The organism is Microbacterium timonense (assembly GCF_900292075.1).
In the GTDB taxonomy this organism is placed as follows: Bacteria; Actinomycetota; Actinomycetes; order Actinomycetales; family Microbacteriaceae; genus Microbacterium; species Microbacterium timonense.
This window is the reverse complement of record NZ_OLMV01000003.1, coordinates 108,825-123,144: the sequence shown is the minus strand read 5'-3', so window position 1 is coordinate 123,144 and position 14,320 is coordinate 108,825. Positions and strand designations below refer to the sequence as shown.

16 protein-coding genes are annotated in these 14,320 nt (G+C 70.6%); 7 read left to right on the top strand and 9 right to left on the bottom strand.

Going from position 1 to position 14,320, the window contains the following annotated elements:
• Positions 1–79: 79 nt before the first annotated feature.
• Entirely contained in the window at positions 80–490 is a 411-nt protein-coding gene (locus C9992_RS09900; protein WP_106815451.1) for a VOC family protein, read from the top strand.
• Between the two features lie 24 nt (positions 491–514).
• Here C9992_RS09900 and C9992_RS09895 read toward each other — a convergent pair whose 3' ends face one another.
• Positions 515–1,627 carry an ABC transporter permease gene (locus tag C9992_RS09895; protein WP_235008173.1) on the bottom strand — a complete coding sequence of 371 codons (1,113 nt, stop codon included), beginning with the start codon at positions 1,625–1,627 and terminating at the stop codon, positions 515–517.
• Positions 1,624–2,508 (bottom strand): ABC transporter ATP-binding protein, encoded by an 885-nt coding sequence (locus C9992_RS09890; RefSeq protein WP_106815450.1) that lies wholly within the window; start codon positions 2,506–2,508, stop codon positions 1,624–1,626. The genes C9992_RS09895 and C9992_RS09890 overlap by 4 nt, the downstream gene beginning before the upstream one ends.
• A gap of 213 nt (positions 2,509–2,721) precedes the next feature.
• On the opposite strand from C9992_RS09890, the gene C9992_RS09885 reads away from it, so the two are divergent.
• Entirely contained in the window at positions 2,722–3,291 is a 570-nt protein-coding gene (locus C9992_RS09885) for an NADPH-dependent FMN reductase (RefSeq protein WP_106815449.1), read from the top strand.
• 241 nt (positions 3,292–3,532) lie between these two features.
• Here the strand turns inward: C9992_RS09885 and C9992_RS09880 are convergent, their stop codons facing one another.
• Together C9992_RS09880 and C9992_RS09875 are read right to left on the bottom strand one after the other, a co-directional pair.
• On the bottom strand, positions 3,533–4,273 hold the full coding sequence (locus C9992_RS09880; RefSeq protein ID WP_106815448.1) for a response regulator: 741 nt from the start codon (positions 4,271–4,273) through the stop codon (positions 3,533–3,535).
• Positions 4,270–5,568: a sensor histidine kinase gene (locus C9992_RS09875; protein WP_106815447.1), complete on the bottom strand. Its 1,299-nt coding sequence runs from the start codon at positions 5,566–5,568 to the stop codon at positions 4,270–4,272. Before C9992_RS09875 ends, C9992_RS09880 begins: the two co-directional genes overlap by 4 nt.
• Positions 5,569–5,721: 153 nt before the next feature.
• Here C9992_RS09875 and C9992_RS09870 point away from each other — a divergent pair, with 153 nt between their 5' ends.
• On the top strand, positions 5,722–6,159 hold the full coding sequence (locus tag C9992_RS09870) for a VOC family protein (protein WP_106815446.1): 438 nt from the start codon (positions 5,722–5,724) through the stop codon (positions 6,157–6,159).
• Positions 6,160–6,873, top strand: coding sequence for a winged helix-turn-helix transcriptional regulator (locus tag C9992_RS09865; RefSeq protein ID WP_106815445.1), 714 nt, complete (start codon positions 6,160–6,162; stop codon positions 6,871–6,873). It begins immediately after the preceding gene.
• A 65-nt stretch (positions 6,874–6,938) separates the two neighbouring features.
• On the opposite strand, the gene C9992_RS09860 is transcribed toward C9992_RS09865, so the two are convergent.
• Positions 6,939–8,849 (bottom strand): sigma-70 family RNA polymerase sigma factor, encoded by a 1,911-nt coding sequence (locus C9992_RS09860; RefSeq protein WP_106815444.1) that lies wholly within the window; start codon positions 8,847–8,849, stop codon positions 6,939–6,941.
• Between the two features lie 205 nt (positions 8,850–9,054).
• Positions 9,055–9,894, bottom strand: a complete 840-nt coding sequence (locus C9992_RS09855; RefSeq protein ID WP_106815443.1) for an exodeoxyribonuclease III — start codon at positions 9,892–9,894, stop codon at positions 9,055–9,057.
• Positions 9,895–9,963: 69 nt separating this feature from the next.
• Between C9992_RS09855 and pyrE the strand changes: the two genes are divergently transcribed.
• Complete coding sequence (pyrE, locus tag C9992_RS09850; RefSeq protein ID WP_106815442.1) at positions 9,964–10,542, top strand: orotate phosphoribosyltransferase; 579 nt, start codon at positions 9,964–9,966, stop codon at positions 10,540–10,542.
• Positions 10,543–10,704: 162 nt separating this feature from the next.
• Positions 10,705–11,592 carry an RNA polymerase sigma-70 factor gene (locus C9992_RS09845; RefSeq protein WP_106815441.1) on the top strand — a complete coding sequence of 296 codons (888 nt, stop codon included), beginning with the start codon at positions 10,705–10,707 and terminating at the stop codon, positions 11,590–11,592.
• A 19-nt stretch (positions 11,593–11,611) separates the two neighbouring features.
• On the opposite strand, the gene C9992_RS18490 is transcribed toward C9992_RS09845, so the two are convergent.
• The 3 genes from C9992_RS18490 to C9992_RS09835 form a co-directional block, all read right to left on the bottom strand.
• Positions 11,612–11,740, bottom strand: a complete 129-nt coding sequence (locus C9992_RS18490) for a hypothetical protein (RefSeq protein ID WP_268807180.1) — start codon at positions 11,738–11,740, stop codon at positions 11,612–11,614.
• Positions 11,737–12,309: a YdeI/OmpD-associated family protein gene (locus C9992_RS09840; protein WP_106815440.1), complete on the bottom strand. Its 573-nt coding sequence runs from the start codon at positions 12,307–12,309 to the stop codon at positions 11,737–11,739. Before C9992_RS09840 ends, C9992_RS18490 begins: the two co-directional genes overlap by 4 nt.
• 62 nt (positions 12,310–12,371) lie before the next feature.
• A complete protein-coding gene (locus C9992_RS09835; RefSeq protein WP_106815439.1) occupies positions 12,372–13,181 on the bottom strand; it encodes an HAD-IIA family hydrolase in 810 nt (269 codons plus the stop codon).
• 39 nt (positions 13,182–13,220) lie between these two features.
• Here C9992_RS09835 and C9992_RS09830 point away from each other — a divergent pair, with 39 nt between their 5' ends.
• Complete coding sequence (locus tag C9992_RS09830; RefSeq protein ID WP_235008172.1) at positions 13,221–14,240, top strand: SDR family NAD(P)-dependent oxidoreductase; 1,020 nt, start codon at positions 13,221–13,223, stop codon at positions 14,238–14,240.
• Positions 14,241–14,320 lie beyond the last annotated feature (80 nt).

Here is a 14,320-nt window from a genome sequence, read left to right as displayed (position 1 = left end):
ATGCAGATCGCCGCCCCTCTGGACAGCCTCGCGAGCCGGGAGGATCGTGGTGGTGGGGACACATCACTGGGAGGCTGACATGTTCACACCCGATCGGCCGTTCTCGAGCTTCGCCGTGCCCGACATCGGCGAGGCCGCGGCCTTCTACCGCGACACCCTGGGGCTGGACGTGACCGTGTACGAGGAGATGGGCGGCGGTTTCACCATCGCACTGCCCGCCGGCGGACACGTCTTCGTCTACCCCAAACCCGACCATCAACCGGCGGTCTTCACGATCCTCAACTTCAGCGTCGACGACGTCGACGCTGCCGTCGACGATCTCAATTCCCGCGGGATCGTGACGAAGATCTACACCGATCCGGATTACGGCACCGACGAGAAGGGCATCTCACGCGGTTTCGAGGGCGGACCCGACATCGCATGGTTCCGTGACCCGGCCGGCAACGTCATCGCCGTCGGTGAGATGCCGCCGCAGATGATGGGCGGCTGAGCGCGGCCGGTCGACCGCACCCGCTCAGCCGGAGAGCGCCTCCGAGAGCTTCACCCGCGCGCCCATGCGCAGCAGCGAGTTCTCATAGATGCGCGCGCCGACGAGGATCGCCGCGACGCACGTCGCCACGAGGATCGCCAGCGACACCAGCGGCTCCCACCACTGCGCCTCGCCCAGGAAGATACGCATCGGCATGCCCACCGGCGCCGAGAACGGCACGTACGACATGATCCCGAGCACCAGCGGGTTGTCGTTGAAGAAGATCACCAGGAAGTACGGCGCCATGATGAGCATCGTCAGCGGGGTGGTGGTCGAGCCGATGTCCTCCATGCGCGACACCATCGAAGCGGCCGCCGCGAACAGCGAGGCGAGCAGGATGAATCCGAACAGGAAGAAGATGGCGAACCACGCGATGGGCCCCCCGAGTCCCTGCAGCAGCGCGGTCTGATCGGTCACGGTGAGACCGATGATCGCGATGGCGGCGAGGATGAGAATCTGACCCATTGCGAGGATGGTGTTGCCGATCACCTTGCCGGCCAGCAGCGACCGCACCGGGATGGCCGAGATCAGCAGCTCGACGACACGCGTCTGCTTCTCTTCCACGACGCTCTGCGCGATCGTGCCGCCGAACATCGACGCGGCGAACAGGAACACGATGCCGAAGCCGATGGCGGCGATGTAGCCGAGCGCGGCGTTCACATCCTCCGGCTGGAGCAGTTCGACGGGCGGCAGCTGCGAGAGCTGCAGCAGCAGCTGTGTCGGGGCGCTGGACTCCGCGATCACCGCGAAACCGAGCGGTGACGACGATTCGGCCACGATCGCTGCGTCGACGTCGCCGCTGGTGACGAGCGCTTCCGCCTCGCTCCGGTCGGCGACCTCGGTGATCTCGAGCCCGTCGACGCCGGAGACGTACGAGGCCGCGTCGGCCGAGACGGCGACGGGGGTCCCGCTGGAGGTGGACGCCTGGAAGCCGGCCCAGATCACGAGGACCAGCGCACCGAGGAACAGGATGGCCGTCGAGATCACGAAGGCTTTGCTGCGCAGCTTCGAGCCGATCTCGCGCTCTGCGACGAGCCAGACGGCCTGTCCGCCGCTGAGGGCCGTGCCACCGCGGGCAGAGGTGTGGGTGATGCTCACTGGATGACCTCCTTGAAGATCTGGGCGAGGGACGGATGCTGCGGCGCGAAGCTCGCGACATCCCCCTGCGCGACGGCCCGGCGCAGCACGCGCTGGGCCGTCTCGTCACTGTCGGCGTCGAACACCGCGTACCCGCCGTCGAACTCGAGCACCTCGACGCCCGGCTCGGACCGGAGCCATCCGGCGTCGCCGGCCGAAACCAGCTCGAAGCGTCGCGTCGAGTGCTCCGCGCGGAGCGTCTCGCGTGCCCCGGCGGCGCGGATCGTGCCGCCCGCGATGATCACGAGGTCGTCGCAGAGCCGCTCGACGACGTCGAGCTGGTGCGAGGAGAAGAGCACGGCGGCGCCGTCGGCCGCCCGCTGCTGCAGCACGCCGGCGACGACGTCCACGGCCAGCGGATCCAGACCCGAGAACGGCTCATCCAGGATCAGCACCTGCGGGTCGTGCACGAGCGCGGCGGCGATCTGCGCCCGCTGCTGATTGCCCAGCGACAGCGTCTCGACGTTGTCGTTCAGGCGCTCGCCGAGGCCGAGCTGCTCCAGGAGCGCCGTCGCGCGGCTTGTGGCATCCGCCTTCGAGAATCCGTGCAGCCGTGCGAGGTACACGATGTGGTCGAGCACCTTCATCTTCGGGTAGAGCCCCCGTTCCTCGGGCATGTAGCCGAACCGGCGCCGGTCGGACGCCGTCACTTCGGCGCCGTCGAGCGTCACGGTGCCGGCATCGCCGGACAGGACGCCCAGCACGATCCGCATGGTGGTGGTCTTGCCGGCGCCGTTGCCGCCGACGAAGCCGGTGAGCCGGCCCGGACGCACGTCGAACGACACGTCGTCGAGCACCCGCCGACCCCCGTAGCTCTTGCCGATACCCCGCAGCTGCAGCATCCTGTCTCCTCTCGCGTGAACCACGCTATGCAGTCGGCTTGCCGGTGTCCTCCGTCGTGCGGGGGATCCTGCACGTCCACCGCGCGAGGGAGCGACGTCTCATTTCGTCACATCGCATGCGCCGGAATAGATCTCAGATCCATTTGATTGCATGGAATTGGAACGTCCACCGGTGGATCCCGCCGAGGGACCACCCCGTCTGAAAGAGCACTCATGACAGACCGCACCATCGGATACATCGTCGGAAGCATCTCGTCCACCTCGATCAACCGACGCCTGGCGAAGGCGCTCGAGCGCCTCGCGCCCGAAGGCACCACGCTCGTCGAGATCCCGATCAAGGACCTCCCGTTCTACTCGCCGGACTTCGACGCCGACTATCCGCAGGTCGCCCGTGACTTCAAGAAGGCCATCGACGACGTCGACGGCGTGCTCATCATCACGCCCGAGTACAGCCGCTCCATCCCGGGTGTGCTGAAGAACGCCCTCGACTGGGCCGCCCGGCCGTGGGGTCAGGGCTCGTTCAACGGCAAGCCCACCGCGGTCATCGGCACCTCCGGCGGCGGCATCGCGACCGCCGCCGCCCAGCAGCACCTCAAGGCGATCCTCAGCCACTTCAACGCCCCCACGCTCGGCCAGCCCGAGGGCTACGTGCAGACCACGCCCGGCCTGTTCGCCGAGACCGGCGAGGTCACCAACGACCAGACCGCCGAGTTCCTCGTCGGTTACCTCGAGGCGTTCGGCGCGCTCATCGACCGTTACGCCGCCGTTCCCGTCGCGGCCTGAATCCCCGGTCGGCGACGCCCGATCCCGTCTGGGCCCGCCCGGATGCCCCGCCCCTGAGTCGCTTGCGGCTCGAGGCCGGGGCATCCGTCGTCTCCGGCGGGGATGACTGCGGCGTTCGTCTCGCGGTCCGCGCGTCAAACCGGCGGGCTCGATCGTCGATCTCGCGCCGCGCGAGGTCGCCGAAACGCGATCGAGCCCGTCGGTTTGACGGCACCGGCCGGTGCAGCCATCCGGGGCGGCATCAGGCCAGGCCGTGCCGGTGGGCGTAGACCACCGCGGCCACGCGATCGCGGGCTCCGAGCTTCTGGAGGACGTTCGAGACGTGCGTCTTGACGGTCGCCTCGCCGATGTAGAGGTGGCGAGCGATCTCGGCGTTGCTCATCGCCTGCGCCACCAGGCGCAGCACCTCGGCTTCCCGCTCGGTGAGCTCCACCGGTACACCCGGCCCCGAGACAATCACGGCGCCGGCGACGGGGCGAGAGTCCGTACCGGCGGATGCCGCGGCCCGAACGGTGCGTTGCGGCTCGGCCGGCTCGTGGGCTGCGGCCGGAGCCTGTGTGAACCGGGCGATGACGCGACGGGTCACCTCGGGCGCCAGCAGTGCGTCGCCGGCGGCCGCGACGCGCACCGCGGCGATGAGCTCCTCGGGGCCGGCGTTCTTCAGCAGGAACCCGCTCGCCCCCGCGGCGAGCGCGTCGAAGAGATAGTCGTCGCGGTCGAACGTGGTCACGACCACGATCGCGGCATCCACCGCCGGGTCGGCCACGATGCGCCGCGTCGCCTCGAGACCGTCCATGTCGGGCATCTGCACATCCATGCAGATCACGTCCGGACGCAAACGGGATGCCGCGGCCACCGCCTCGATTCCCGTCGAGGCCTCTCCGACGACGGCGATGTCGCCGGCCGACTCCAGGATCATGCGGAACCCCGCCCGCATGACCGCGTGATCATCGGCGAGCAGCACTCGGATGCCGGCGCTCACGCTTCGACCTCGACGCGTCGCGGTCGCCCCGCCGAGGCCGTCAGCGGCACCCGGAGACGCACGAGGAAGCCGCCGCGGCTGCGCGGCCCGGCTTGCAGCTCGCCGCCCGAGGCGGCCGCGCGCTCCCGCATGCCGACGAGCCCGAGCCCCGGGCGCATGGGCGCCGCCACGACGCGGCCCGTGTTGACGATCTCGAGCTCCACTGCGTCGGAGTCGTAGCGCAGACGCACGTCGGCGGCGGCATCCGGCCCGCCGTGGCGGCGGGCATTGGTCAGGGCCTCCTGCGCCACGCGATACAGGTTGACTTGCACGAGGTCGGGAAGGTCCACTTCGTCGCCGACCACGGCGAGGGTCGTCGGCAGCCCGTTCTCGTTCGCATGGGCGACGAGCTCGGCGAGCCCCGAGAGATGAACGGTCGAGCCGCCCTCGGCGTCGCCACCGGACGTGCGCAGAGTCTCCAGCAGCTGCCGCAGCTCGTTCAGGGCGGAGCGTGCGGACTGCTCGACGCCCCGCAGTGCGCTGCGCGCGGCATCCGGGTCCCGTTCGAGCACCGCTCTCGCGGCGCCCGCCTGCACGCCCATCGCCGAGACATGGTGGGCGACGACATCGTGCAGCTCCCGCGCGATGCGGACACGGTCCAGGGCCACCGCCTGCGCTGCCGTGACCTCGCGCTCGCGCTCCAGTTCGCGCGTGCGCTCCTCGAGGGCCGCGCGCGACATCGCGGCAGCGTACGCGCGGTCGCCCATGTAGTACGCGCCTCCGAAGAAGCCGGCGTTGACCAGGAACTGGATCAGCATCATCGCCGCGAACGGCGAGAACAGCCCCGCCCTCGACAGCGTCTCGTCGCCGGGGTCGATGGCCGCCTGGAACATCGTGACGAGCAGCCAGAGGAACATCCCGACGATGACGCCGATCCGCACCCACATCGCCCGGCGGCGGTCGTCGACCCATGCGCCCACCGTGTACATCGCGATGAAGACCGCGATGTTGCTCACGTACAGATCGGGGATGCGGAAGGTCACCCCGACGAAGAACACCACGGCGACGGTCACCACGACCAGTTCGGGGAAGCGTCGACGGACCGCGAGCGGCGCGGTGAGTCCCAGCCCGTAGAGGAGGGCCCACTGCATACCGCCGGCCGCATCGTCGCCGTAGACGCCGGCCACCGATCCCAGCGCCGTACTGAGGACGGCGGCCACGAACAGCCCCGCGGCCAGCCAGACGTCGCCGCGCAGCTCGGCCGCTGTCGGCTTCGGCCGGCGCGCCGGACGGGCGGCAGGACGCTGGTCGGACATCCCTCCACGGTACGGCGGCGGACGGATGCCGGCATCCCCCGTGGGACGGAGACGCCCAGCGGTTACTTGCTATTGACAAGCACGCTTGCTTTTTGCAACCATAACTCCATCGGGACGGATCGGCCTCCCGACACCGACACAAGGAGCACGGCAATGACGCACATCTTCGTCAACATCCCCACCGACGACCTCGAGCGGGCCAAGGCCTACTACACGGCGCTCGGCTGCGGGCTGAACCCGCTGTTCACCGACGACAACGCCGCCTGCATCGTGTGGAGCGACGACATCTACTTCATGGTGCTCACCAAGGAGTACTTCTCGACGTTCACCGACAAGGAGTTCGCCGACCCCAAGACGCACGCACAGGTACTCCTCTCGATCAGCCGCGACTCCCGCGAGGACGTCGACCGCATCGTCGAGGCCGGCGTCGCGAACGGCGGCACGGCGCCCGGTGAGCCCCAGGACTACGGCTTCATGTACGCGCGCGACCTCATCGACCCCGACGGGAACGGCATCCAGTTCATGTACATGGATCCGGAGGCGGCCGCCAAGGGCCCCGAGGCGTTCATGGCGGAGCAGGCGCAGGCGTAAGTGGCCTCTCGCAGCTACGGGCAGTACTGCGGTGTGACGACGGCCGTCGAGCTGATCGGGGAGCGGTGGGCACTGCTCATCGTCCGCGATCTGCTCGTCGGGCCGCGGCGCTACACCGACCTCAAGCAGGGGCTGCCGAAGATCCCCACCAACATCCTCTCCACGCGACTCAAGGAGCTGCAGGAGGGGGGCGTCGTGCGTCGGGTGCCGCTGCTGCACTGCGGTCTCGTGTACGAACTGACGCCGTACGGGCGTGAGCTCGAGCCGATCGTGCTCGCACTCGGGCGGTGGGGATTCCAGCAGATGGGCGAGCCGCAGCCCGACGACGTCGTGACGGCCGACTCGCTCACCATGGCGCTGCGTACGGCGTTCCGAGCGGATGCCGCGGCCACGCTGCCGCCCGCGGACTACGAGCTGCACATCGCCGATGTGGTGCTGCGGGTGCAGGTCGACGCGTCGGATCTGCGGATCGCGCAGCTCGAGCCTGCCGGGCGTCCGGTCGACCCCAGGCTCGGCACGCAGGCGACGCTCGAGGCCGCGCCCGCGCTGACGTTCGCGGCCGGCCCCGGCATTCGTCGCGTCATCTCGGGTGAGCTGACACCGGCGGAGGCCATCGACCAGGAGGTGCTCGCCGTCGTCTCGGGCGACGCGACGCTGCTCGAGCGCTTCGCGCAGACGTTCTCGATCGAGCCCGGGGCTGCTCTCGTCGCGTGATCGCCTCGGTCGCCCGACGGCCGGCTCGGGTCGTCAGCGCTCGCGTTCGCGCGGCGCGCGGTGGCTCACTGCGGGAGGACCGCCGTCACGGTGAAGGTCGCGAGGCGGCCGAGCGGCCCGGAATCCGGGCCGACGAACGTGGCGGGGTCGATGTAGCGGACGCCGATGACGTGCTCGCCGGGAGCGATGTCCTGCACGACACGCGCCAACGGCTCGTCCGCGAGCACGTGATGGTTCCCCGTCGACACGCCGTCGACGTAGACGATCACGGTCTGCCCCGGGATGCCGCTCAGCAGGACGGTCAGATCGCCCGTGGGTCCCTGCAGATCGACGTTCTCAAGCTCGCCGGTCAGTGAGCCGTCCTCGGCGGTGATGACCGGAGCCGGAAGCGGGAAAGGCCCGACCGCGGCGCTCGGTTCGGAGGGCAGCAGGTCGGGTGCGGTCTGCACGGCGCGGACCGTCATGTTCTCGCGGAGCAGATCCGCCGGGATCAGAACCGCGAACGTGCCGTCGGGGTCCACGGTGGTCTCGGCGAGCGTCTGGTCGCTCTCATCGAGCAGCGCGATGACCGCTCCCGGGATGCCGCTCCCGGTGAAGGGTCCGGGCACGAGCGTGTCGACATCGGCCGCGGGTGCGAGCACCGGGGCCTCGGCGCGGGCCGGAGGCGGCGTCGTCGGTGTCGGGGTCGGGGTCGGACTCGGCGTCGGGACCGGGTCGGGCGCCGGGTTCACGGCCGGCGGGTCCACCGCCGGCGGCGGATTCGGCCGGGTCACTCGCGGTGCCGGAGCCGGGACGACGTCGGCGACGGGCCCGGGCGCGACGATCGGCGCGTCGACGATCTCGGCCTCGGCCACCGAGTCGTCGGGCGCGATCCTCGCGTCATCGGGCGCCGTCGCGACGTCGTCCGCGGCATCCGTCTCGACCGGCGCGGGAGTGGCCGCGGCTGTCTGCTCCGCCGGCGCTCCCCACGGCGCCAGCGCGAACACGACAGCCCCGGCTGTGACGACCGCGGCGACTCCCAGTGCCACCGCGATGCCCGCGACCGGGATGGCGGCGGTGCCGGCGCTCCCCACGCCGACACCTCCGCCCAAGGCGCTCCCCGCGCCCGTTTCCCCAGAGCCGGACGCCCCGCCACCCCCGGTGGGCGATCCGGTCACCACCGCCGCCACGGCCGGGGTGGCGTCGGTGGAATAGGCAAGGGCCCCAGCCCCGCCAAGTACCAGTGGCAGAAGCACCATGCGGAGCTTCTGCGACACGTGCTCGAGGTCCGCCGCGACGATGCGGCAGGCCGGGCACTCGCGCAAGTGGGCGTCCAGGCGGCGGCGGTCGCCGCGTCGCACCGGCTTCTTCTCGCTGACGACCAGCACCTCGCACGCCCAGCGGCACTCCGCCGGGCGCGCCGGGTCGCTGACGTGCGCGTGAAGCCACGCCTGCTTGAAGCCTTCGCGAGCGCGGTACACGAGCGCCGACACGGCGTTCGGCGTCATGCCCAGCAGCGGCGCCACCTCGCGGGGCTTCATGCCCTCGACCTCGATGTACCACAGCAGCGTGCGCCAGCGCTCCGGAAGCTCGCGGAACGCCTGGGCCAGCACGGACCGGTCCGCGACCAGCTCGGCGAACTCGGCCGCGGAGTCGGCCGCGCGCTCGTCGAGGTCGTCCAGGGGCAGTTCCGTCGTACGGCGTCCCCACGAGGCCGCGACGTTGCGCACCGTGGCGAACAGGTACGGGCGGAAGCCCTCCTGAGGTCCGCCCCCCTTGCGGATCGCGGAGAGGATGGAGGTGAAGGCCTCCGAGACGATGTCGTCCGGGTCGGCGTGAGGACTCACCGCCCGCGCGGCACGCCGCGCGCTGGCGACGTGCCGCTCCCACAGCTGCGCATACGCGGCGTCGTCTCCGGCGCGCGCGGCGGCGACGAGCTCCTCGTCGGAGCGCGGCAGCGGGCCGTCCTCGACGTCGCTGCTGTGGGGGGTGGTCACGGTCTCTCCTCGCCGGATGGCGCTTCACAGTGGTCCAGCCGGCGACGGTCGTCGCCGCCAGGCTGTGCGATGCGCGCAGGAAAAGCCTGGTGAGGGCAATTCTGCCTCACGCGCATCATCGGGGTTCACAAGAGCAAGACGGCATCCGCCCGAAATCATGACGCGGCGGGAGAAAAAAGTTCTGCCGATCTCGTGAGGGCGCTCGTCAGAAGATCATCGGGCGATCATCGTCGTCGGGTCCCTCGAGGTCGAGGTCGACGACGACCGGTACGTGGTCGCTGGGGGCCTCTCCCTTCCGCTCCTCGCGATGGATCGTCGCGCCGGTGACGGCGTCGGCGAGGGCGTGCGAGCCGAGAATGAAGTCGATGCGCATGCCCTCGTTGCGCGGGAACTTCAGGCGCTTGTAGTCCCAGTACGTGTACCCGGTGGGGATGAGCGGACGCACGACGTCCTGCAGGCCCGCGGACTCGAGCGCGGCGAACGCCTCGCGTTCGGGCGGCGACACGTGGGTCGAGAAACCCGGCACGACGGCAGGGTCGCCGTTGTCGGCATCCGTGGGGGCGATGTTGAAATCGCCGACGAGCGCCAGCGCCCGGTCGGGATCGGCGGCCAGCGTGTCGGAGGTGTACTGCGTCAGCGCCGCCAGCCAGTCGAGCTTGTAGTAGTAGTGCGGGTCGCCCAGTGAACGGCCGTTCGGCACGTACAGGCTCCACACCTCGACGCCGCCGACGGTCGCGCCGATCGCTCGGGCCTCCTGCGGGGCGTCGGGGCCGTTGTGTCCCTTCTCGAACCCGGGCATGCCGGGGAAGGCGGTGCGCACGTCGGCGAGCGGCTCGCGACTGGCGATCGCGACGCCGTTCCACTGCGAGAAGCCGTGGGCCTCGACGTGGAATCCGGCCTCTTCGAACCGGTCGAAGGGGAACTGCTCCGCCTTGCACTTGATCTCCTGCATCGCGAGCACGTCGATGTGCTCGCGCACCGCGAAGTCGACGATGCGGTCGACCCGCGCACGGATGGAGTTCACGTTCCAGGTGGCCAGGCGCATGGGCACCAGCCTAGGCGCGGCCGCGGACGTCCGGCGGAGCTGCGGGGCGGCATCCGTAGACTCGTGGGTATGACCGCCGCGTCCACGTCAGAGCTCGAAGCCGATCGCCAGCGCCTCATCGGCCTGATCAACGACGAGGCGGTGTTCCACGGCGATTTCACCCTGTCCAGCGGCAAGAAGGCGACGTACTACGTCGACATGCGCAAGCTCACGCTCGACCATCGTGCCGCTCCGGCCATCGGCCGGATCATGCTCGACCTCATCCGCGACGTCGACGGTGTCGTCGCCGTCGGCGGGCTCACCCTGGGCGCCGATCCCATCGCCAACGCCGTGATGCACGAGTCGGCTCGCACCGACCGCCCCCTCGACGCGTTCGTCGTGCGCAAGGAGCCCAAGGACCACGGTCGCGGCCGCCAGGTGGAGGGGGCGGATGTCGCGGGCAAGCGTGTGGTCGTGGTCGAAGACACCTCGACCACCGGGCAGTCGGCGTTGAAGGCGGTCGAGGTGCTGCGTCGCGAGGGCGCGGACCCGGTCGCCGTGGCCGTCATCGTGGATCGCAAGACCGGAGCGCAGGCGGCGGTGGAGGCGGAGGGCCTGCAGTGGCTGGCGGCCATCGATCTCGACGACCTGGGCCTCGCCCCGCAGTAGCCGGCCGTAGCCGCTCCTCCACGCTGGCCTCCTCACCGGGTCGGCGCGGGGATGTCACACGCGGGCGACAGCCGGTGTCTCCATGTCGGAGGACTCGTTCCCACGACACGGAGGAAGACATGACCGCTTCAGCCCGCATCCCCGCCGCGTAGGCTCCCGATCATGAGCATCGCCGACGCCGACGACCCGTTCGTCGTGCACCGGAGTCTGCTGTTCACCGTGGCATACGAGCTGCTGGGATCGGCCGCCGACGCCGAGGACGTGCTGCAGGAGTCGTGGCTGCGCTGGGCGGCCGTCGATCAGGACGAGGTCCGAGACCCCCGTGCGTACCTGGTGCGCATCGTGACGAGACAGTCGCTCAACCAGCTGCGCACCCTGTCGCGGCGCCGCGAGGACTACGTGGGCGAGTGGCTGCCCGAGCCGCTGCTGACCAGTCCCGACGTAGCCGAGGATGTCGAGTTGGCCGAAAGTCTGTCGATCGCGATGCTGACCGTGCTCGAGACGCTCGCGCCCGCCGAGCGCGCCGTGTTCGTGCTGCGCGAGGTCTTCGACGTGCCGTACGACGAGATCGCGGATGCCGTGGGCAAGTCGCCGGCCGCGGTGCGGCAGATCGCCCATCGGGCGAAGGATCACGTCGCGGCCCGCCGTCCGCGCGTGCGCGTCGTGCCGGCCGAGCACGTGGAGGTGGTGAACCGGCTGGTCGCCGCCCTGAACTCGGGCGACGTGCAGGGCCTCATGGACGTGCTCGCGCCCGACGTCGTCTCGGTCGCCGACGGCGGCGGCAAGGTGCGCGGCGCCGCGCGACGCCCGATCGTGGGCGCCGAGCGCCTGGCGCGCTACCTCGTGGGCGGCCTGGCGAAGGTCGAGGGGACGCTCGTGGCGGTGCCGATCTGGGTGAACGGTCAGCCGGGCCTGCGCATGGAGCTCGACGGCCGGCTCGCCGGTGTGGTGAGCCTGTCGGTGCAGGACGGACGCATCACGCGGCTGTACTCCATCGCGAATCCCGACAAGCTGGGCTGGGTGGACGAGGAGGCAGAGGTCGCCCGCTGAGAGTGCCCGCTGCCCGGTCTCAGGCCCCGGAGCCGCCGCCTCCCTTGCCGCGCCGGCGCCACCACTGCCACAGGATCACGACGAGCGCACCGAGCGTGATCACGAAACTCGTCAAGAGCAGCAGGGTCTGCTCGCCCTCGGAGATCATGGGCGCTTGCCTTCCGCGGCGTCGGCGACGAGCTTCGCGATGCGCGCGGCACGCGTCTCGGGGCGCCGAGCGGTGTCGACGCCGGTGATGCCCAGTTTGCGCGACGAGGGCGGGAACGCGTCCCATGCGGCGCGGGCGGCGGGCAGTGCGTCGAGCGCCGCGGCGAGGTCGTCGGGCTCGCGCAGCGCCTCGGCGTTGTCGAGCACGCTCCACGACCCGTTCTGCTTCGCCAGTTCGATGGCGCGGATGCCGGCCTCTTCGAGCAGCCCCTCAGCTTCCAGCGCTGCGACGCGCGCCTTGTTGGTCGCCGCCCAGCCGCTCGACGGCCTCCGGGGTGCGAACCACAGTCCGCCGCGCTCGTCGTCGAACGTGCGGACCGGTCCGTCGATCCAGCCGAAGCACAGCGCCTGCAGGATCGCATCCTCGTACTCGACGAACGTCAGGCCGGAACCCGGTCGCGCGCGCACCAGCCAGGCGCCCTTCGAGGTGCGATGGTTGGCGGCAAGCCACGAACGCCAGGCTGCGGCATCCGTCGCCTCGACCTTCTCGCCCTCGTCCAGCACGCCCATGCCGCGACCTTAGCGGGGACCGCCGACCTCGCGCACGACACGCGCCACCGCCATGACCGCGACTACAGCAGCTGCGGGTCCTCGGACTCGACCGGTTCGGGATCGAGGAGCTCGGCGACGGAACCGAGCACCTCGTCCGGACGGAACGGGTAGCGCTGGATCTCGCTCTCGTCGCTGATGCCGCTGAGCACGAGCACGGTGTGGAGACCGGCTTCGATGCCCGCGACGACGTCGGTGTCCATGCGGTCCCCGATCATGCCGGTGTTCTCGGAGTGCGCGCCCAGGCGGTTCATCGCGGAGCGGAACATCATCGGGTTGGGCTTGCCCACGACGTACGGCTCCATGCCGGTCGCCTTGGTGATGAGCGCCGAGATCGCCCCGGTCGCCGGCAGGAGACCCTCGGTGGAGGGACCGGTGGCGTCGGGGTTGGTCGCGATGAACCGTGCACCGGCGCCGATGAAGCGGATCGCCTTGGTGATCGCCTCGAACGAGTAGTTGCGCGTCTCGCCCACCACGACGTAATCCGGGTCGGTCTCGGTCATGATGAAGCCGGCTTCGTGCAGGGCCGTGGTGAGCCCCGCTTCGCCGATGACGAACGCGGAACCCCCCGGCATCTGCGACTTCAGGAAGTCCGCCGTTGCCAGCGCCGAGGTCCAGATCGACTCTTCCGGGACGATCAGCCCGGACGCCCGGAGTCGCGCCGACAGGTCGCGCGGCGTGAAGATCGAGTTGTTCGTGAGCACGAGGAACGGCACGCCCTGCTCGCGCCACTGCTGCAGCAGGTCGGATGCCCCCGGGATGGGCGTGTTCTCATGCACGAGCACCCCGTCCATGTCGGTGAGCCAGCAGTCGATGTCGGACCGGGTGCGCATGCGTCAAGACTAGGCGGGCGCAGGCGTAGGGTCGAAGCCGTGACATGGGACCCCCGCAGCCTTCCCGACCTCGCGGGCCGCGTGTACCTCGTGACCGGATCCAACGCCGGACTGGGGTACTTCGCGTGCGAGCAGCTCGTGCGCGCCGGTGCGCGGGTCATCATGTCGGCGCGCCATCCGAATCGTCTCTCGGCGGCGCGTGCGGCAATTCGGCGGCGCGTCCCGGATGCCGCGCCCGACGCCACCGAGCCGCTCATCCTCGACACGTCCAATCTCGGTTCGGTGCGCTCGGCTGCCGCCAGCGTGCGGGGGAGGGGTGCGCTGGACGGCGTCCTCCTCAACGCCGGGATCGTGCATGCGCCCAAGACCCGCCAGACGACGATCGACGGGCACGAGGTGGTCTTCGCCACGAACGCGCTCGGGCATTTCGCGCTCGCCGGTGAACTGCTGACCGCGCTCGCCGAGGCGGGTGCGGATGCCGGCCCGACAGGTGGAGCCGGCCCGACCGGTGGAGCCGGCCGGACCGGTCGCATGGTCTGGGTGGGAAGCATGTCCGCCTCGCTCACGCCCTACGATCCGGTCGACCCGCAGCTGGCCGACGGCTACTCGGCGTGGCGGGCGTACGTCCAGTCCAAGATCGCGACCGCCGCCCTCGGGTTCGAGGCCGATCGCCGACTGCGTGAGTACGCGGTGCCGGTGGCCAGCGTCGTCGCGCACCCGGGGTACTCGACCGGCGGTCGCACACCGGGCATCGCCGGCGTGAACGAGCCGTCTCGCGTCAAGCGCTTCACCGACAACCTTCAGGCGGTTCTCGCCCAGTCCAAGGAGCACGGCGCGTGGCCGCTGGTGCGCGCGCTCACCGACCCGGCCGTCGAGGGCGGCGAATTCTGGGGTCCGCGGACGGGCTCGCGCGGCGCGCCCCGCCGGCAGACGGCCGCGAAGATCACCCGCGACCCCGCCGTCGCCGCGCGCCTGTGGGACGTGGCCGAGACCGCCACCGGCGTGCGCTGGCCCTTCGAGGCCGCGGCGCAGCTCGCCGTGGGTCGCTCCACGACCTGACCTCCTGTTCCGACGCGCCGGCGCCTCGCTCGTCGTGGTCCTGCCGCGCGCTCGTCGGGGTTGCGCGCCTCGCTCGTCGT